Annotated in this window: 17 protein-coding genes; 10 read left to right on the forward strand and 7 right to left on the reverse strand. The window is 62.2% G+C overall.

Going from position 1 to position 18,190, the window contains the following annotated elements:
* The first annotated feature begins 167 nt into the window (after positions 1-167).
* Together hrcA and grpE are read left to right on the forward strand one after the other, a co-directional pair.
* Positions 168-1,250 (forward strand): heat-inducible transcriptional repressor HrcA, encoded by a 1,083-nt coding sequence (gene hrcA / locus EUU22_RS17725; protein WP_129333316.1) that lies wholly within the window; start codon positions 168-170, stop codon positions 1,248-1,250.
* A 117-nt stretch (positions 1,251-1,367) separates the two neighbouring features.
* Positions 1,368-1,997, forward strand: a complete 630-nt coding sequence (gene grpE / locus EUU22_RS17730) for a nucleotide exchange factor GrpE (protein ID WP_129333317.1) — start codon at positions 1,368-1,370, stop codon at positions 1,995-1,997.
* Between the two features lie 69 nt (positions 1,998-2,066).
* On the opposite strand, the gene ptsN is transcribed toward grpE, so the two are convergent.
* The 6 genes from ptsN to lptC form a co-directional block, all read right to left on the reverse strand.
* Positions 2,067-2,528 carry a PTS IIA-like nitrogen regulatory protein PtsN gene (gene ptsN, locus EUU22_RS17735; RefSeq protein ID WP_129333318.1) on the reverse strand — a complete coding sequence of 154 codons (462 nt, stop codon included), beginning with the start codon at positions 2,526-2,528 and terminating at the stop codon, positions 2,067-2,069.
* A gap of 68 nt (positions 2,529-2,596) precedes the next feature.
* Entirely contained in the window at positions 2,597-3,181 is a 585-nt protein-coding gene (hpf, locus tag EUU22_RS17740) for a ribosome hibernation-promoting factor, HPF/YfiA family (RefSeq protein ID WP_129333319.1), read from the reverse strand.
* A 225-nt stretch (positions 3,182-3,406) separates the two neighbouring features.
* Positions 3,407-4,954 carry an RNA polymerase factor sigma-54 gene (rpoN, locus tag EUU22_RS17745; RefSeq protein ID WP_129333320.1) on the reverse strand — a complete coding sequence of 516 codons (1,548 nt, stop codon included), beginning with the start codon at positions 4,952-4,954 and terminating at the stop codon, positions 3,407-3,409.
* A gap of 142 nt (positions 4,955-5,096) precedes the next feature.
* Positions 5,097-5,909, reverse strand: coding sequence for an LPS export ABC transporter ATP-binding protein (gene lptB, locus EUU22_RS17750; RefSeq protein WP_439329163.1), 813 nt, complete (start codon positions 5,907-5,909; stop codon positions 5,097-5,099).
* Positions 5,910-5,925: 16 nt separating this feature from the next.
* Positions 5,926-6,423 carry an LptA/OstA family protein gene (locus EUU22_RS17755; RefSeq protein ID WP_245485153.1) on the reverse strand — a complete coding sequence of 166 codons (498 nt, stop codon included), beginning with the start codon at positions 6,421-6,423 and terminating at the stop codon, positions 5,926-5,928.
* 71 nt (positions 6,424-6,494) lie between these two features.
* Positions 6,495-7,160, reverse strand: coding sequence for an LPS export ABC transporter periplasmic protein LptC (lptC, locus tag EUU22_RS17760; protein WP_129333322.1), 666 nt, complete (start codon positions 7,158-7,160; stop codon positions 6,495-6,497).
* Between the two features lie 267 nt (positions 7,161-7,427).
* Here lptC and EUU22_RS17765 point away from each other — a divergent pair, with 267 nt between their 5' ends.
* The 7 genes from EUU22_RS17765 to EUU22_RS17800 all read left to right on the forward strand — a co-directional run bounded on the left by EUU22_RS17765 (position 7,428) and on the right by EUU22_RS17800 (position 13,066).
* The gene (locus EUU22_RS17765; protein ID WP_129333323.1) at positions 7,428-7,730 is read left to right on the forward strand and encodes an integration host factor subunit beta; all 303 of its coding nucleotides are present in this window, start codon (positions 7,428-7,430) and stop codon (positions 7,728-7,730) included.
* 76 nt (positions 7,731-7,806) lie between these two features.
* Positions 7,807-8,151 (forward strand): DUF1049 domain-containing protein, encoded by a 345-nt coding sequence (locus EUU22_RS17770; protein ID WP_129333324.1) that lies wholly within the window; start codon positions 7,807-7,809, stop codon positions 8,149-8,151.
* 188 nt (positions 8,152-8,339) lie between these two features.
* Positions 8,340-9,383, forward strand: a complete 1,044-nt coding sequence (locus EUU22_RS17775; protein WP_129333746.1) for a class I SAM-dependent methyltransferase — start codon at positions 8,340-8,342, stop codon at positions 9,381-9,383.
* Positions 9,380-10,240 carry a TrmH family RNA methyltransferase gene (locus EUU22_RS17780; protein ID WP_129333325.1) on the forward strand — a complete coding sequence of 287 codons (861 nt, stop codon included), beginning with the start codon at positions 9,380-9,382 and terminating at the stop codon, positions 10,238-10,240. Before EUU22_RS17775 ends, EUU22_RS17780 begins: the two co-directional genes overlap by 4 nt.
* The gene (gene lspA / locus EUU22_RS17785; protein WP_129333326.1) at positions 10,237-10,728 is read left to right on the forward strand and encodes a signal peptidase II; all 492 of its coding nucleotides are present in this window, start codon (positions 10,237-10,239) and stop codon (positions 10,726-10,728) included. Before EUU22_RS17780 ends, lspA begins: the two co-directional genes overlap by 4 nt.
* A gap of 149 nt (positions 10,729-10,877) precedes the next feature.
* Positions 10,878-11,753, forward strand: coding sequence for a l-ornithine N(alpha)-acyltransferase (gene olsB / locus EUU22_RS17790; RefSeq protein ID WP_129333327.1), 876 nt, complete (start codon positions 10,878-10,880; stop codon positions 11,751-11,753).
* 353 nt (positions 11,754-12,106) lie between these two features.
* Positions 12,107-13,066, forward strand: a complete 960-nt coding sequence (locus EUU22_RS17800) for a LysR substrate-binding domain-containing protein (RefSeq protein ID WP_129333329.1) — start codon at positions 12,107-12,109, stop codon at positions 13,064-13,066.
* Here the strand turns inward: EUU22_RS17800 and EUU22_RS17805 are convergent.
* Positions 13,048-15,333, reverse strand: a complete 2,286-nt coding sequence (locus EUU22_RS17805) for an NADP-dependent malic enzyme (RefSeq protein WP_129333330.1) — start codon at positions 15,331-15,333, stop codon at positions 13,048-13,050. The two genes, EUU22_RS17800 and EUU22_RS17805, sit on opposite strands and share 19 nt — an antisense overlap.
* 199 nt (positions 15,334-15,532) lie before the next feature.
* Between EUU22_RS17805 and mutS the strand changes: the two genes are divergently transcribed.
* Positions 15,533-18,184: a DNA mismatch repair protein MutS gene (gene mutS, locus EUU22_RS17810; protein ID WP_165351229.1), complete on the forward strand. Its 2,652-nt coding sequence runs from the start codon at positions 15,533-15,535 to the stop codon at positions 18,182-18,184.
* Positions 18,185-18,190 lie beyond the last annotated feature (6 nt).

An 18,190-nucleotide genomic window follows, 5' to 3' on the forward strand; every position in this document is an offset into this window, starting at 1 on the left:
TTCTCCTTGAAACTTTCTATGGCCTTCTACGGTCGAGCGCGGCGATTTGCAAAGAAAAACCGGCCTTTTGCGCCCGGCAAGACAGGGATTTTCCCGTTTGTGATCGGCCTGCAAGTGACTATATTCGCCTAGGGCATTGTTCGAACAGGGTTTGCATCGTTAGGGTCATGGCGAATACTCCGGTCAAAGAGATATCTTCCGCGCTGGACGACCGTTCGCGTGAGATTTTCCGGCGCATCGTCGAAAGCTATCTCGAATCGGGAGAACCGCTCGGTTCGCGCAACCTTTCGCGTCTTCTGCCGATGTCTCTCTCCCCCGCCTCTGTGCGCAATGTCATGAGCGATCTCGAGGATCTCGGCCTCATATACGCGCCTCATGTCAGCGCCGGCCGGATGCCGACGCAGCAAGGACTGCGCTTTTTCGTCGATGCGTTCATGCAGGTCGGCAACCTGTCGGAGAGTGAACGCAAGAGCATTGAGCGGCAGATCCGTCCCCAGGATGCCGATCAACCGCTGGAAAACCTGCTGACCGACGCGAGCCGGATGCTCTCGGGCTTGTCTCGCGGGGCTGGGCTGGTGATCGCCGCCAAGAGCGACCAGATCCTGAAGCACGTGGAATTCATTCGGCTGGAGCCCACGAAGGCGCTGGCGGTGCTGGTCGGCGAACACAACCAGGTCGAAAACCGCATCATCGACCTGCCGGCAGGCGTCACCGCATCGCAACTGACCGAGGCTGCCAACTTCATCAATGCCAATCTTGCGGGGCAGACGCTCCCCGAATTGCGAGGCCAGCTCGTCAAGCTGAAGGAGCAAGTCGCCGGAGAGCTCGGCGCACTTTCGCAGGATCTGGTCGAGCGCGGTCTGGCGGTTTGGTCCGGTGGGGCCGAGGCGGAGAAGCCGACGCGGCTCATCGTCCGCGGCCGTGCCAACTTGCTCGAGGGCGTCGCGGGCGCCGAGGATATCGACCGGCTGCGGCTCCTCTTCGACGATCTGGAACGCAAGGAAAGCCTGATCGAGATCCTCAATCTTGCGGAGAGCGGCCCCGGCGTCCGGATCTTCATCGGTTCGGAAAACAAGCTTTTCTCGCTGTCCGGCTCCTCGTTGATCGTGGCGCCGTACCGCGACAGCGACGAGCGGATCGTAGGCGCCGTCGGCGTCATCGGCCCGACGCGCCTCAACTACTCCCGCATCGTTCCGATGGTGGACTACACCGCGCAACTGATGGCACGTCTGTCGCGCTCCAATCGTTAGACGCGTCGATGAGACAAGCAAGGTTCCGGTGGCGATATCGCACCGGAGCCTTGATTTTTTGACCTCAAACCCTGATATCGGGCACGAATTCCAAACGAGATTCAATCGGAGACCGTCATGACCGACGAAACGAAGAAAAACGGACCTGACGCCACTGTCGCTGAAAGCCAGATCGACGAGCAGCAGAACAGGGAAGCCGAAGCACTGAAGGTGGATGCCGATCCGCTTGAGGCATTGAAGGCCGAGAATGCCGAATTGCGCGACCGCTTCCTGCGCCTTGCCGCCGAAATGGACAATCTGCGCCGCCGCACCGAGCGTGATGTGAAGGATGCCAAGGCCTATGCGGTGACGGGCTTCGCCCGGGACATGCTGGCCGTCTCCGACAATCTGCGCCGGGCTCTGGAAGCCGTTTCGGAAGAGGCGCGCGCGTCCGCCGACGCCGGTCTGTCTGCGCTCATCGAAGGCGTGGAAATGACCGAGCGCGGCATGCTCTCGACCCTCGAACGGCATGGCGTGCGCAAGATCGAACCGCAGGGCCAGAAGTTCGACCCGAACTTCCACCAGGCCATGTTCGAGATTCCCAATCCCGATGTCGCGAACAACACCGTGGTACAGGTTGTACAGGCGGGCTTTACGATTGGCGATCGTGTTTTGCGTCCGGCCATGGTCGGCGTTGCGAAGGGCGGCCAGAAGACGGAAGCCCAGCCGGAGGCCAATGCTGCATCAGCTGGCGAGAAGGAAGCCTGATTCTTCTCTGACTTCCGTCGGAAACGCGGGCGTCGGCGAGAGCGCGACGCCCTTTCTTTTGCGCCGACGTCAGGCCGCGTTCGCCTGTTCCTCGTTCAGGAAAGCGTAGATTGCCGAGGCGGATTCGGTCGCGCGGAGCTTGGCGACGAGGTCCTGGTCGCGCAGGACGCGCGCGATCCTCGACAGCGCCTTCAAATGGTCCGCGCCTGCCCCTTCCGGCGCCAGCAACAAGAACACGAGGTCGACCGGCTGGTCGTCGAGCGCTTCGAAATCGATCGGCGTCTCCAGCCGCGCGAAAATGCCGGTGATGTTCTTGATGCTGTTCAGTTTTCCGTGCGGGATGGCGATGCCGTTGCCAACACCGGTGGAACCCAGGCGCTCTCGCTGCAGGATGACGTCGAAGATTTCCCGTTCGGGGATGTTCGTGAGTTTTGAGGCTTTCGCGGCGAGCTCCTGAAGCAGTTGCTTCTTGGAGTTTACCCTGAGGGCGGGGACGACTGCGTCTTGTTGCAGCAAATCTGCCAAGGCCATTTCAAAATCCTTCATGCCGCCGAATCAAAGGGGAAGGAAACGGCGTGGGCCGCCGTTTCCGGTTTGGCTCAGCCTTTGACGTTGGCGGAGTCGATCCATCCGATATTGCCGTCATTGCGACGGTAGACGATGTTGATCTGCTCGCTGCCCGGATTGCGGAACAAGAGCACGGGCTCGTCCGTCATGTCGAGGGCCATGACCGCACTTGCAACCGACATGGTCCGCAGTTGCTTGGTGCTTTCGGCGACGATGGTGGGCGCGTAATCCTCAGGAACTTCCTCATGCTCGTCGGAGACGGCATCCATCACCGTGTATGCGACTTCGACGGGCGTGCCGGCGCCGTTGTTCGGATGGCGATCCTTGAGCTTCCGCTTATAGCGGCGCAGCCGCTTGTCGATGCGGTCGGTGGCGATGTCGAAGGAAATCAGCGGGTCGTTCGCGGAGCCGGTGGCGTGCAGGTTGACGCCGGAGTCGAGGTGGAGCAGGCAGTCGGCGACGAAAGGTGCGGCTGCGGCCGCCGATTTCGTTACCGTGATCTGGCCGGAATACCCGCCGTCGAAATACTTGGTGACCGTCTCCCTGATCCGTTCTTCAATCCGTTGCCGGAAGGTATCGCCGATTTCCATATGTTTGCCGGATACGCGCACACTCATGGAGTTTCCCTTCTTATTGTGATTTGCGGGTATCAGTTTACGTCAACCGCCGTCTGCATCCAAGCTCTTCACACAGCAATGTCCCCCGCTAGGGCTGTCGCTGGACGGAGCTTGGGGATAACCAGGGGGTCGTCTCCTTTGCCAATCGGGGCGGGCTTCTAGAGAAGCTTTGCGCGAGAGTCAACGGCTCGCTAACCGATTCTTAACAAACGACACGCGCGATATTCACCTCGAAGATGCCTTCACCAGCGCGCGCTTCTCGCGTCGCCGCTGTACCGACGAGGAAATGTTCATCGCCTCGCGGTACTTCGCGACGGTACGCCGCGCAAGGTCGATACCGCTGTCCTTCAGTGCGCTGACGATGTCGTCGTCCGAAAGGACCGCGTTCGGGTCCTCCTGGGTGATCAGCATGCGGATTCTGTGCCGTACCGCTTCCGCCGAATGGCTGTCGCCGCCCTCGGCCGAAGCAATGGAAACGGTGAAGAAGTACTTCAGTTCGAAAAGGCCTCGCGGGGTCAGCATGTACTTGTTGGAAGTGACGCGACTGACCGTGGATTCATGCATCTTGATCGCGTCCGCCACCGTGCGCAGGTTCAGCGGACGGAGATGATCGACACCGTGCCGCAGAAAGGCATCCTGTTGCCGGACGATCTCGCTGGCGACCTTGAGGATGGTTCGGGCGCGCTGGTCGAGGCTGCGGGTAAGCCAGTTGGCGTTCTGCAGGCACTCGGCGAGGAATGCCTGGTCTCCGGCGTTCGTGTCGCGGCCTTTTGTCACCCTGGCGTAGTAGCTCTGGTTGACGAGAACCCGTGGAAGGACATCGGGGTTGAGCTCCACAGCCCAGCCGCCGTCAGGTGCCGCACGAACGACGATGTCGGGGACGACTGCCTCGCTCAAATTCGTCTCGAACCCGCTCGCCGGCTTCGGATTCAGGCCGCGAATTTCCGAAAGCATGTCGATCAGGTCTTCTTCGTCGACTCCGCAGAGCTTTTTCAGGGTCGCGAAGTCACGCTTGGCGAGGAGCTCGAGATTGTCGACCAGCGTCGCCATTGCCGGGTCGAGCCGATCGCGTTGTTTCAGCTGAATTGCGAGGCATTCGCTCAACGAACGGGCAAAGATCCCGGGAGGGTCAAGGGTCTGCAAGACGTCGACCACGTGCTCCACCCGTTCGGGTGTCGCCTCGAAACGCTCCGCCACCTCCTGAAGATCGGTGCGCAGATAGCCTGCTTCATCGACCTGGTCCATGAGTGCGAGCGCAATCATGCGGTCGGACGCTTCCGGAAATGCGAAGGGAATTTGCTGGCTCAGGTGATCGCGTAAGGTTATCTGACCGGCAACGAAATCGTCGAGATCGTAACTCTCCCCGGAATCGGAGCCAGCGCCCGGCATCGACTTCCACTGCCCCAGCAGCTCGGGAGCGTCAGCACGGGCCGAGACGCCTTCATCTGCAAATGCAGTGTCGAAATTGGAGTCGAGGCTCTCGTTGAGCGGGGCGCCCTTGGCGTTCTCGTACCAGTCGCTTTCGGGGGCGCCGGTCTCCTCACCGGTCGTCGTTTCTTGCGCGGCAAGCGCTTCCTCGCCTCGCAGGGGTTCTGATCCGCCGTCGCCGTCCTCCGGAGCAAAGTCGAGAAGCGGATTCTTTTCGACCTCCTGGGCGATGAACTGGACGAGTTCGAGGTGAGTCATCTGGAGCAGTTGGATGGACTGCATCAGCTGAGGAGTCATGACCAGGGACTGGCTCTGGCGCAAATATAGATTGGCCGACAAAGCCATGATGGACGCGAAACTCCCCCGAAATTCGCCCGCCCAGACCGTTGGTCTGCGGCGGGGAAACTCCAACTGGCCCAAAAATTGCTTTTTTATCCGGTTTGGTCAAGCCGGGCGGAGGGGGAATCGTCCCGGTCGGCTGCTGGGCTCAGAGACTGAACTTGTCGCCGAGATAAAGTCGCCGAACGTCGGGATTGTTGACGATGTCGTTGGCACGGCCGTGCGTCAGGACCTCGCCGGCGTGGATGATATAGGCCCGGTCGATAAGGCCGAGCGTCTCGCGCACATTATGGTCGGTGATCAGTACCCCGATGCCGCGTGCCGTCAGGTGCCGGACAAGATTCTGAATGTCCGATACCGAGATCGGGTCGACGCCCGCGAACGGCTCGTCGAGCAGCATGAATGTCGGGTCGGTCGCAAGTGCGCGGGCGATTTCCAGGCGACGTCGTTCGCCGCCGGACAGGGCCACGGCTGCAGACTTGCGCAGCTTCTCGATGTGGAATTCATAGAGCAGCTCATCGAGCTTGGCTTCCCGTTTGTCGCGGTTCGACTCGTGGACCTCGAGCACCGCCCGAATGTTGTCCTCGACGCTCAGCCCCCTGAAGATCGATGCTTCCTGTGGCAGGTAGCCAACGCCCAGGCGCGCGCGCCTGTACATCGGCATGGCGGTCACCTCGTTGCCGTCGATGGCGATCGTACCGGCGTCGACGGGCACCAGCCCCGTGATCATGTAGAAGCAGGTCGTCTTGCCGGCGCCGTTGGGGCCGAGCAGCCCGACGGCTTCCCCGCGGCGCACGACCAGCGACACCCCGTTGACGACGCGGCGGGTGTTGTAGCTCTTCGTCAGGCCATGGGCGATCAGCGTTCCCTGGTAGCGCGCCTTGTCAAGACGCGTCTCGTCGGGGCTCGGCTGCCGCGTCCGTAGCGCGCCGGACAGTGCTGAGGCGAAAGGAATCTTCACGTGTCGACCGGTCCGGTTATTTCTTCTGGGATTTCGGGTCGAGCTGGATCTGTACTCGGCCGCCGCAACTGTCGAGTTTCGCTTCGCCGGTATTCATCTGGACCGTCAGCTTACAGCCGACGAAGACATTCTGGCCTTCCGACAGAACCACCCGGTCGCCCTCGAGCACGAACACCTGGCGGTCCATGTCGAAATAGCCCCTTTCAGCAGTGGCCTGCTGGGTGCCGGACGAGAGGAAGACCTTGTTGGTGACGTCGATCTTTTGAATGTCGGCATTGCCGCTGGTCACCGAGGTACTGTCGCCACGGTAATGAACCGTCATGTTGCCCGACTGCAGGACGGTGGTCCCCTGTACGACCTTCACGTTCCCATTGAAGAGCGCGACCTTCTCCTGCTCGCGGATCTGCAGCTCGTCGCTCTCGATCTGGATCGGCTTGTCGTTGGAAAGCTTCAGGCCGTCGAGATTGCTTTTCGTTGCCTGTGCCAGCGCCGGTACCGACCCTGCAAAGGACATGCTGAAGGCGATCAGCAGCCCAGCCACCAAAACCGAATTTTGACGTTTGTCTTTCATGACTGGACCGGCTCTCAGTTGTCCGCTTTACGGATGGCGGACGGTTCGATGTGGACGCGAACTTGTCCCGCGAAGGTGATTACTCGCCCCTTATCTGTCATCTTGAGCGACTGCGCAACAATCGACGCTTCCTTCGCAGTGATGGCAACAGGGTCCTTTGTTTCCATGCTGCCGCCCTTGATGTCCAGGTGAGCGGACTTAAAGGCAGCCTCTATGCCCGTGCTGAGCTTGATCGTGAAGGGGGCCGTCATGTCCAGCCGGTCGGTGGAGCGGTCGAACACGCCGCTTTCGGCGATGACGCGGGCGATGGTCTTGTCGTCGATCGGAACCGCTGCCGCGATTGTTTCGAGCGAGATGATATTCGGGTTCTTGATATCCTGAAGGGCGCGTTCAGCGCGCATGGAATAGCTGATGCCGTCGGAGTTACGTCCCGATATGGCGGGCTTTTCCATCACGACCTTGCCGTTCTCGATCCGCGCAGATTCGATCTTCACGTTTTCGGGAAGATAGGCCCGGATCACTGACACTGCGATGAAGGCGAGCGAGATGACGAGCGCGGCGACGGGGAGCAGAACCTTGAGGCGACGCACGCGTGCGGAATGCGCCACCGCCCTCTGGTAGGCGCGCGCGTCCGGCTGAAGGCCGGCAATTGCGGCACTCTCGTCTACCCTGTTCAACATGAATCAGGCCTGTCCCAGAATAAATATCGAGCGGGAATGGCCCCGCCCGCAGCCTGCCGCAACCGACACGACACATCGCATTAATAAGATCGCATGCCAATATGGAAATTGTTGTCGCGAATGCAAGTCCACCTCGTCCGGAGCGAGCCACTGCCGTGCTTGCCAGCCACACTGCGGAGTTCCGGCTAAGTTGTTCCTTGACGGTGCTTTTTTAGTTTGGCACCTTGGCCGCTCTGTTGCTGGAAACCACAATCTCAGGGGGCGAGCGTGATCAAGTCGGAATTGGTGCAGATCGTCGCGGCGCGAAATCCGCATCTTTATCACCGTGACGTCGAGAACATCGTCAATGCCGTCCTGGACGAGATCACCGATGCGCTGGCCGCCGGTAACCGTGTCGAGCTTCGCGGCTTCGGTGCCTTTTCCGTCAAGAACCGCCCGTCGCGGTCGGGACGCAATCCCCGGACCGGCGAGTCGGTCTTCGTGGAGGAGAAGTGGGTGCCGTTCTTCAAGACCGGCAAGGAATTGCGCGAACGCCTGAACCCCGGAATGGGCGACCAGGACGAGGATTGAACGGCGTCATCTGGCTGAGCGCGCGGCACCACATCGAGGGGTGTTCCGCGAATATGCGTGCCGAGGAGAGTGAGCGATGGTGAAGAAGATCGTCAATCTGGTTGTGCTTATCCCGCTCGGCATCGTGCTCGTCGTGTTGTCCGTCGCCAATCGCCAGAGCGTGACGCTTGCGCTGAATCCCTTCCGGCCGGAGGATGCGGTGCTGTCGCTGACCGCGCCGTTCTTCGTTTTCCTGTTCCTGGCCGTCATGTTCGGAATTGTGATCGGCGGTGCGGTCGTGTGGTTCTCCCAGCGCAAGTATCGCAAGCGCGCTCGCACGGAATCGCGCTCCGCCCAGCAATGGCAGGTGGAGGCCGAAAGACACAAGGCGCGGGCCGAGCAGATCGCAGGCCGCGACCTGCCGCAGTTGCAGTCCAAATAGGCTTGCCGTCGAAAACCCTGAACGGACCGAAAGCGCTTTCGCATAGGCCGCCGTGATGCTATGGGCTCGCGATCACTGGACGATCGAAAAGACAGGACCAAGGCGTGAAGAACAAAGAACGCCGGCCGGCCCGCGGCAAGCCGGCGCGACCGGGCGGCAAGGGACCGACAGGTGGGAAATCTCCCGCAATGGCAGCCGCGAAAGGTGGCCACGGCAAGACTCACGAGGTCGTCCGCCGACCGACTGCGAAAGTTGCGTCCGAGAATTCGCCGGCACAGGCCGACGAGCCAGCCCGCAAGCTGCAGATTCGCCCCGGTGAGCGTCCGGCCGAGCACGTTCCGCTTATTCTGGAGAGTCTCGGCGCCGGAGATTTTCATCTGATCGACAGCGGTGACGGCTTGAAGCTGGAGCAATACGGACCCTACCGTATCATCCGCCCCGAGGCGCAGGCTCTATGGCCGAAAGCCCTGCCGTCTCACGTCTGGGACAAGGCGGATGCAGTTTTCACCGGGGACACCGACGAGGACGGCATGGGGCGCTGGCGCTTCACCCGCGAGGCGCTTGGTGAGACCTGGCCGCTTTCGCTTCTCGGTGTCGATTTTCTCGGCCGCTTCACCGCTTTCCGGCACGTCGGGGTCTTCCCCGAGCAGATCGCGCACTGGAACTGGATGAAGGAGCGGATCGAAGGCCATGGGCGGCCGCTGAAGGTGTTGAACCTCTTCGGCTATACCGGCGTCGCATCGCTCGTCGCCGCTGCTGCCGGGGCCGAGGTCACCCATGTGGACGCCTCGAAGAAGGCGATCGGCTGGGCGCGAGAGAACCAGGCCTTGAGCCGGCTCGAAAGGGCGCCGATCCGCTGGATTTGCGACGACGCCATGAAGTTCATCCAGCGAGAAGAACGCCGCGGCAGCCGCTACGACATCATCCTGACCGATCCGCCGAAGTTCGGTCGCGGGCCGAACGGCGAGGTCTGGCAGCTCTTCGATCATCTGCCGGCCATGCTCGACATTTGTCGCGAAATCCTTGCCCCGAAGGCGCTCGGCCTGGTGCTGACGGCCTATTCTATCCGGGCGAGCTTTTATTCCATCCACGAACTGATGCGCGAGACGATGCGCGGCAAGGGCGGGATCGTGGAATCCGGCGAACTGGTGATCCGGGAGGCCGGACTCGACGGCAAGACGCCCGGCCGGGCACTTTCAACCTCACTTTTCAGCCGATGGGTGCCGAAATGAACGACGACCTTCGCGAACAGGGACCGCGTCGGGTCGGCCAGGTCAAGGAAGTGACGAGCCTCTCAAACCCGATCGTCAAGGATATCAAGGCTCTTTCGCTCAAGAAGGCGCGTGACGAGACGAAGAGCTTCATGGCCGAGGGTCTGAAGCTCGTCATCGATGCGCTTGATCTCGGCTGGACCGTCAAGATCCTCGTCTATTCCAAAGCCGGACGAGGCAAGCCATTGGTCGAAAAGATTGCCGCACGCACCGTCGCGGCAGGCGGGCTGGTGCTCGAGGTAAGCGACAAGGTGATGTCGGCGATCACACGTCGTGACAATCCGCAGATGGTGGCGGGCGTTTTCGAGCAACGGTTCAGGGCGCTGAAGGACGTGCAACTCGGCAAGGACGAGACCTGGGTGGCGCTTGACCGCGTGCGCGATCCGGGTAACCTCGGAACCATCATCCGCACGGCCGATGCTGCGGGTGCCTCCGGCGTCATCTTGATCGGCGACTGCACCGATCCCTTCTCGCTGGAAACCGTACGCGCCACCATGGGCTCCCTTTTTGCCGTGCCGCTGGTCAAAACCTCGGTCGAAGAGTTCGTTCGCTGGAAGGCGAAGTGCGGGGGGCAGGTCGTCGCGACCCACCTTGCCGGTGCGGTCGACTACCGCACGATCGACTACAAGCGTAAGCCGGTCGTCGTCCTGATGGGTAACGAGCAATCCGGACTTCCTGACGAACTCGCCCGCGAGGCTGACGCGCTGGCGCGCATTCCCCAGGCCGGTCGTGCCGATTCGCTCAATCTCGCCGTTGCGACGGGTGTGATGTTGTTCGAGACACGTCGCCATCTTCTGACGCTCGGCGAGGCCAAATGACGACGCATCCGGCGATCTTCGCGCGTCCGCTCCCGGCGATCTGTTTCATCGTGTTCGCCCTCGTCCTCGACCAGGCGATCAAATATCTCGTCGAGATATCCCTGCCCCTGCAGCAGCCGGTGCCGGTCATGCCCTTGCTGGCGCTCTACCGAACCCATAACCTCGGCGTGGCCTTCTCCATGCTTTCCGATGCCCACGGCTGGTTCATCGTCGGACTTAGGATCGCGATCGTCGCCTTCGTATTCTGGCTCTGGAGACGGACGAGTCCCGTCCACCACTTCGCCCATCTGGGTTTCGTAATGATCATCGCCGGAGCGATCGGCAACATAATCGACCGTTTCGTCTACGGGCATGTGATCGACTATGTCTTGTTCTACACCCAGACATGGTCGTTTGCGGTCTTCAATCTGGCCGATAGTCTGATCACTGTCGGTGCGGCCTTCATCATCCTCGACGAGTTCATGGTTACCAGGGCGCGGAAGGGATAGACCTCACCGATCAGGCGCGACGCGGATTTTGCCGAATTGCGACAGTCGGCCAAAGATGCTAGCGTGACGCCCGTCGCAGATCGTGTCACCTTCCTGTCGCATAGGCGTGGTTTATGACCCTGAAACGAAGCGGTTCCGGACGGCTCGCCATGAACACTGAACTTCTCGACATCACGACCTCGGCCGACGGCGCGAACGCTGTCAATGCCGCAACTGCTGCGCCGAATGATCTGCTCGGCAGGATCGGAACCCTCGAAACGCGCCTTACGCGCAGCCATGCCGAGATCGATGCGGCACAATCCATCCGCTACAAGGTTTTCGTCGAGGAAATGCATGCGCAGGTCGCTCCCGAAGGAGCGCGGCGCAAGCGTGACATCGATGGCTGGGACGCGCTTTGCGACCATCTGGTCGTGGTCGATCGCTCGATCGAAGGTGACCCTGAAGAACAGATTGTCGGCACCTACCGGCTACTGCGGCAGGAGGTTGCCGAGGCCCATGGCGGCTTCTATTCGGCGTCCGAGTTTTCGATCGACCGGCTGATCGCCAGTCATCCCGGCAAGCGTTTCATCGAACTTGGCCGCTCCTGCGTGCTGCCGGAATATCGCAACAAACGCACCATGGAACTGCTGTGGCAGGGTGCCTGGGCCTATGCCTTGCGCCATCGCGGGGATGCCATGATCGGGTGCGCCTCCTTTCCGGGCGTCTTCCCGGAAGAGCATGCGCTGGCGCTCTCCTTCCTGCACAACAATGCGGTCGCCGACGGTGAATGGGCGGTCGAAGCGCGACCGGAACTTTATCGTCAGATGGACCTTATGCCCGCCGAGGCTATCAATGCCCGCAAGGCAGTCTCCTCGATGCCGCCGCTGATCAAGGGCTATCTGCGACTCGGCGCAATGTTCGGCGCCGGTGCCGTCGTCGACCACGCGTTCAACACTACCGACGTGCTGATCGTCTTGCCGATCTCGCGGATCTCTGACCGCTATCTCAACTATTACGGAAGCGACGCGGGTCGTTTCGCGAGCTGACACCCCGACGAGAGCTCCAACCGTCCGGCATGGGGGTGCCCGACGTCGATTCGGTATTGCCGAAGGCGTAGGGGTCGAAAGGCAGGTCCGCGATTTGCCGTGGGCTCATCGCCGCTATTGCGGGATGGCTTAGCGGGTCCTGCGGATAAGGGTTCTCGTTGGAGCGCGGCGAAGCGCTCCTTCTCCAGAAAAACTTGAACATTGGATCGTCTCCGGAATTCGCTGGCTTTTGGCTCGATGTCGCCGTGGAGGGCAATCGGTGCTGGAATTCTGGTCTATCTATACGAAGACTTTGCTCCTCTTCTCGAGAAGCTTCAATTGAGATTTGGCAGGCTCTGATATAGAAAAACTATATGAAGAACTTGAATCTCGTTCATCTGAATGGCCTGAGGGCGCTTGAAGCGGTCGGACGCCTCGGGTCCCTGCAAAGGGCGGCCGACGAGCTGGGCGTCTCGGTCGGCGCCGTGAGCCAGCAGGTCATCAAGGCCGAGGGGCAACTCGGCCGTCAAATTTTCGAACGCACGCCGAAGGGCCTCGTCCCGAGGAAAGCGGCAACCGATATCCTGCCGCGGCTCACCGAAGCCTTCAGCCTGCTCTCAGGCGCGGTTGCCGCGGCCCGAAGACACGACGACAAGCTGCTGACGATTTCGGTCGCTCCGGTCTTTGCTGCACGGTGGCTCGTACACCGGCTTGGGGGCTTCTCGGCCCGTCATCCGGAAATCAATCTGAGGATGGACGCAACGACCCGACTGATCGATCCATCGGCGTCCGACATCGACCTTTGCATCCGTGTCGGCAAGGGGCACTGGCCGGGCGTGCGCTCCGAACTCATTCTGGCGCAACGGGTCTTCCCGGTGTGCTCGCCGGCGCTCGCCCGCCACCTCAAGGTACCCAGCGATCTTCTGGACTTGCCGGCGGTCATCGATGGCCACGCGTTGTTCGGCTGGGACGTCTGGCTGGAGCCGGCCGGTCTTGGCGGCCGGATGCTCGCCACCCGTCATGTCTTCAATGAGGCATCGCTCTGCCTGGACGCGACGATCGCCGGACAGGGAGTAATGCTCGCCTGGCAGACGCTCGCCTCCCACGCCGTACAGACGGGCCAGCTCGTCATCCCTTTCGGGCCATGGGCGCCGACCGGCGACGGCCACTACTTCGTGACTACTCAGACCACCCGGCGCACTCCCGCCGTCGAAGCCTTCAAGACCTGGCTTCGGGAGGAACTGGCGGACGACATGCGCGCGCTCGAATCGGCTTTTGAGCGGTCGATCCGGTCGCGCGTGCCGATCACTCCGGGTCAGGCACCGGCGTTGTAGGCCGCGATCGCGGCCATGTTGACGATGTCCGTGTCCTTCGCCCCCATCGAGGCGATCTGTACCGATTTCCCGAGACCGACCAGGATCGGTCCCATGACAGTGGAGCCGCCGAGCTCCTGCAGCATCTTCGTGGAGATCGATGCGGAGTGGATGGCCGGCATCACCAGCACGTTCGCGGTGCCGGAGAGGCGGCAGAACGGATACTGTTCCATACGGTGGGCATTGAGCGCCACATCCGCCCCCATCTCGCCGTCATACTCGAAGTCGACGCGGCGCGTGTCGAGGATCTTCACCGCCTCGCGTAGCCGTTCGGAACGTTCGCCGGTCGGATGTCCGAACGTGGAATAGGCAAGCAGCGCGACCCGCGGCTCGTAGCCGAAACTGCGGGCGAAGCCGGCGGCCTCCTCTGCGATGTCGGCGAGCTCCTCCGCAGTCGGCATATCGTGGACGGCAGTATCGGCGACCAGAACAGTCCGTCCGCGGGTCAGTGCGAGCGACACGCCGATCACACGATGGCCCGGCTGCGGGTCGATGCAGCGACGGACATCCTCGAGTGCGGTCGAATAATTGCGGGTGGTGCCGGTCACCATGGCGTCGGCGTCGCCGAGGGCTACCATACAGGCGGAGAAGTGGTTGCGATCGGTGTTGATGAGGCGCTGACAGTCGCGCAGCAGGTAGCCTTTGCGCTGCAAGCGCGAATAGAGGTACTCGGTATAGGCCTCGACCCGGGTCGAAAGCCGCGCATTGACGACTTCAATGCCCGGACGGTCGAGGTCGATTCCCGCCCGGGCAGCGGTGGCCTTGAGCGGTTCGTCGCGGCCGACGAGGATCGCCGTGCCGAGGCCCTGGTTGGCGAATGCGATTGCGGCACGCATTACCTGTTCTTCCTCGCCTTCGGCAAAGACGACGCGCTTCTGGTGGTTGCGTACCCTCTCGTAGAGGTGCTGCGTCGTCGCGGCGATCGGGTCGCGACGCGCCGAAAGCTCTCGCGCATAGGCGTCGAGATCGGTGATCGGCTTGCGCGCGACGCCGGTTTCCATAGCAGCCTTGGCAACGGCGACCGGTATTGCCGAGATAAGCCGCGGATCGAACGGCACGGGGATGATGTATTCGGCACCGAAGCGCGGCCGCGTGCCCTGGTAGGCGGCTGCCACGTCGTCGGGGACGTCCTCCCGGGCCAGTGCGGCGAGCGATCGCACGGCCGCAATCTTCATGGCATCGTTGATGGAGGAAGCACGCACGTCGAGCGCGCCGCGGAAGATGTAGGGGAAGCCGAGTACGTTGTTGACCTGATTCGGGTAGTCCGACCGGCCAGTCGCCATGATCGCGTCGCTGCGGATATCTGCGACCTCTTCCGGAGTAATTTCCGGATCCGGATTGGCCATTGCGAAGATGATGGGGTTGGCGGCCATCGAGCGGATCATGTCGGCCGTAAACGCGCCCTTCTGGGAGAGCCCCAACACGACGTCGGCGCCTTCCATCGCTTCGGCGAGCGTGCGCCGGTCGGTCTTTACCGCATGGGCCGATTTCCACTGGTTCATGCCTTCCGACCGGCCCTGGTAGATCACGCCCTTGGTGTCGCAAAGCGTGACGTTCTCCGGATTGAAGCCCATGGCCTTGATCAGCTCGATGCAGGCGATCGCTGCCGCGCCCGCGCCGTTGCAGACGAGCCGCGTGCTCTTGAAATCGCGCCCGGTGAGTTCGAGCGCATTGATCAGCCCGGCCGCGGCGATGATCGCCGTGCCATGCTGGTCGTCGTGGAAGACCGGAATGTCCATGAGCTCGCGCAGGCGCTGCTCGATGATGAAGCAGTCCGGCGCCTTGATATCCTCGAGGTTGATTCCGCCGAAGGACGGCCCCAGATAGCGGACGCTATTGATGAATTCATCGACGTTCTCGGTGTCGACTTCGAGGTCGATGGAATCGACATCGGCGAACCGCTTGAAGAGGACGGACTTGCCTTCCATGACCGGCTTGGCCGCGAGTGCGCCGAGATTGCCGAGGCCGAGGATTGCCGTGCCGTTGGTAATGACGGCCACCATGTTGCCGCGAGTCGTGTAATCGTAGGCCGTGGCCGGATCGGCGGCGATCGCCTTGACCGGAACCGCGACGCCCGGCGAATAGGCGAGCGAGAGGTCACGCTGGGTCGCCATCGGCTTCGTCGGCGCGATTTCGAGCTTGCCCGGTCGGCCCTGGGCGTGAAAATCGAGCGCTTCCTGTTCGGTGACGGATGTCCTGATGCGGTCGGCCTTGTCTGATGCGGGCATGTTCCCTCGAACCTAGCTGTGGGCGGCCGTTGTTCCGGCCGACCTTTGTTATTGTCTTTGCAGAGCGGAGGCCGTTACTGTTGCACGTCTCTTTTTCGAAGAAAACCGTTCGCCCGTGACAATCAACAGAGCCCCCTCGACCGAGGTCCTGAATGCTGCCGAGCTTGTCTCGGAGGAGAGCCGTGCATCGGCAACGCCGATGATGGAGCAGTATATCGAGATCAAGGCGAACAACCCCGATTCGCTGCTTTTCTACCGCATGGGCGATTTCTACGAGCTCTTCTTCGAAGACGCGGTGGACGCCTCGCGGGCGCTCGGAATCACGTTGACGAAGCGCGGCCAGCACATGGGTCAGGAAATCCCCATGTGCGGCGTTCCGGTACATGCCGCGGACGACTACCTGCAGAAACTGATCTCTCTCGGCTTCCGGGTCGCAGTCTGCGAACAGGTCGAGGATCCGGCCGAAGCGAAGAAGCGTGGGGCGAAGTCGGTCGTCCGCCGCGACGTCGTCCGGCTCGTTACGCCGGGCACGCTGACTGAAGAGAAGCTGCTTTCGCCGTCCGAGTCGAACTACCTGATGGCGCTTTCCCGCATCCGCGGCGGCGCGTCGCCGCAACTGGCCTTGGCCTGGATCGACATATCGACCGGCGTTTTCCAGCTCGCAGAGACGGAGGAGGCGCGTCTGCTCGCTGACATCCTCCGGATCGATCCGCGCGAACTGATCGTGCCCGACAGCATCTTTTTCGATCCCGAGCTGAAGCCCGTTTTCGACGTGCTCGGTCGGGTAGCCGTGCCGCAGCCGGCAGTGCTCTTCGACAGTGCGACCGCCGAAAACCGGCTGGCGCGCTTCTTCGGCGTCGGCACGCTCGACGGCTTCGGTTCCTTCACGCGCGCCGAGCTGGCGGCGGCGGCCGCCGCCGTCGCCTATGTCGAGAAGACGCAGATTGCGGAGCGGCCGCCGCTCGGACTGCCGGAGCGCCAGAGTGCCGCGTCGACCCTCTTCATCGATCCCGCGACTCGCGCCAACCTGGAACTCGTGAAGACGCTTTCCGGTGACCGCAACGGTTCGCTGCTGAAGGCGATCGACCGGACCGTCACCGGCGGCGGTGCCCGTCTGCTCGCCGAGCGGCTGATGTCGCCGCTCACCGATCCGCAGGAGATCGCCGAACGACAGGATTCCATCGCCTTTCTGCTTGCCGAGACAACGCTCGCCGACCGCCTGCGCGATGCCTCGAAGCGCGTGCCGGACATGCCTCGCGCGCTCTCCCGCCTGGCTCTCGATCGTGGCGGGCCGCGCGATCTGGGCGCGGTCCGTCATGGCCTTGAGGTTGCACGTGATGTGGCAAGCCTGCTTTCGAAACAGGACCTGCCGGCGGAACTCGAAGGAGCCTACGAGGATCTCGTTCTTCTGCCGGCTTCGCTCGAAGGCTTGCTTGCGGCCATGCTCGCTGACGACCTGCCGCTGCTGAAACGCGACGGCGGCTTCCTGCGCGAAGGAGCGATTGCCGAGCTCGACGAGGTCCGGGCGTTGCGTGACCAGTCGCGGAGGGTGATCGCCGGGCTCCAGCTCCAGTACGCGGAAGAGACCGGCATCAGGTCGCTGAAGATCAAGCACAACAATGTGCTCGGCTACTTCATCGAGGTCTCCGCCGGCAATGCCGGCGCCATGACCGACAGCGACGCGGCGCGGTCGCGCTTCATCCATCGGCAGACGATGGCGAGTGCCATGCGCTTCACCACGACCGAGCTCGCCGATCTCGAAAGCCGGATCGCCAATGCCGCCGGTCAGGCCCTGGAAATCGAGCTGCAGGCCTTCGATCGCATGACAGCAGAGATCGTCGCGGCCGCCGAACCGATCAAGGCGGCGGCGCGGGCACTTGCGGTGCTCGATGTGGCAGCAGGGCTTGCAGCGCTCGCCGAGGAGCAGGGCTATTGCCGCCCGATCGTCGACGACAGTCGCATGTTCGCGATCACCGCAGGCCGCCATCCGGTGGTCGAGCAGGCATTGAGAAGACAGGCACTCAGCCCGTTTATCGCCAACAACTGCGATCTGTCGCCGACCGGCAGCGGCACGAACGGTGCGATCTGGCTCCTCACCGGCCCGAACATGGGCGGTAAGTCGACCTTCTTGCGCCAGAACGCGCTGATTGCCATCATGGCGCAGATGGGCTCGTTCGTGCCAGCGGGTTCCGCCCATATCGGCGTCGTCGACCGTCTGTTCTCCCGCGTCGGCGCCTCGGACGACCTTGCACGCGGGCGCTCGACCTTCATGGTCGAGATGGTCGAGACGGCGGCGATCCTCAACCAGGCCGGCGACCGTTCGCTTGTGATCCTCGATGAAATCGGGCGCGGAACGGCGACCTTCGACGGGCTTTCGATCGCCTGGGCGGCGGTCGAGCATCTGCATGAAGTCAATCGTTGTCGGGCGCTGTTCGCCACCCATTTCCACGAGTTGACGGCGCTTTCCGAGAAACTCGACAGGCTCTCCAACGTCACCATGCGCGTCAAGGAATGGGATGGAGATGTCATCTTCCTGCATGAGGTGGGGCCCGGCGCCGCCGATCGCTCCTATGGCATTCAGGTCGCACGGCTTGCGGGCCTGCCGGCTTCTGTCGTGGCGCGGGCGCGGGACGTGCTCACCCGCCTCGAGGATGCCGATCGCAAGAACCCGGCGAGCCAGCTGATCGACGATCTGCCGCTGTTCCAGGTGGCGGTGCGGCGGGAAACGGCGCTGAGATCAGGACCTTCGAAGGTGGAGGAGGCGGTGCGTGTGCTCGACCTCGACGACATGACACCGCGCGCGGCACTCGATGCGCTCTACGAACTCAAGAAACAACTTGGCAAGTCTTGATCGTTA

The organism is Ciceribacter ferrooxidans (genome assembly GCF_004137355.1).
Taxonomy (GTDB): domain Bacteria; phylum Pseudomonadota; class Alphaproteobacteria; order Rhizobiales; family Rhizobiaceae; genus Allorhizobium; species Allorhizobium ferrooxidans.

What these genes read in the sequence shown, in the direction of transcription:
- hrcA (WP_129333316.1), top strand. Translation starts at nt 168, where the DNA reads ATGGCGAATACTCCGGTCAAAGAGATATCTTCCGCGCTGGACGACCGT.
- grpE (WP_129333317.1), top strand. Translation starts at nt 1,368, where the DNA reads ATGACCGACGAAACGAAGAAAAACGGACCTGACGCCACTGTCGCTGAA.
- ptsN (WP_129333318.1), bottom strand. Translation starts at nt 2,528, where the DNA reads ATGGCCTTGGCAGATTTGCTGCAACAAGACGCAGTCGTCCCCGCCCTC.
- hpf (WP_129333319.1), bottom strand. Translation starts at nt 3,181, where the DNA reads ATGAGTGTGCGCGTATCCGGCAAACATATGGAAATCGGCGATACCTTC.
- rpoN (WP_129333320.1), bottom strand. Translation starts at nt 4,954, where the DNA reads ATGGCTTTGTCGGCCAATCTATATTTGCGCCAGAGCCAGTCCCTGGTC.
- EUU22_RS17755 (WP_245485153.1), bottom strand. Translation starts at nt 6,423, where the DNA reads ATGTCCTTTGCAGGGTCGGTACCGGCGCTGGCACAGGCAACGAAAAGC.
- lptC (WP_129333322.1), bottom strand. Translation starts at nt 7,160, where the DNA reads ATGTTGAACAGGGTAGACGAGAGTGCCGCAATTGCCGGCCTTCAGCCG.
- EUU22_RS17770 (WP_129333324.1), top strand. Translation starts at nt 7,807, where the DNA reads ATGGTGAAGAAGATCGTCAATCTGGTTGTGCTTATCCCGCTCGGCATC.
- EUU22_RS17775 (WP_129333746.1), top strand. Translation starts at nt 8,340, where the DNA reads ATGGCAGCCGCGAAAGGTGGCCACGGCAAGACTCACGAGGTCGTCCGC.
- EUU22_RS17780 (WP_129333325.1), top strand. Translation starts at nt 9,380, where the DNA reads ATGAACGACGACCTTCGCGAACAGGGACCGCGTCGGGTCGGCCAGGTC.
- lspA (WP_129333326.1), top strand. Translation starts at nt 10,237, where the DNA reads ATGACGACGCATCCGGCGATCTTCGCGCGTCCGCTCCCGGCGATCTGT.
- olsB (WP_129333327.1), top strand. Translation starts at nt 10,878, where the DNA reads ATGAACACTGAACTTCTCGACATCACGACCTCGGCCGACGGCGCGAAC.
- EUU22_RS17800 (WP_129333329.1), top strand. Translation starts at nt 12,107, where the DNA reads ATGAAGAACTTGAATCTCGTTCATCTGAATGGCCTGAGGGCGCTTGAA.
- EUU22_RS17805 (WP_129333330.1), bottom strand. Translation starts at nt 15,333, where the DNA reads ATGCCCGCATCAGACAAGGCCGACCGCATCAGGACATCCGTCACCGAA.
- mutS (WP_165351229.1), top strand. Translation starts at nt 15,533, where the DNA reads ATGATGGAGCAGTATATCGAGATCAAGGCGAACAACCCCGATTCGCTG.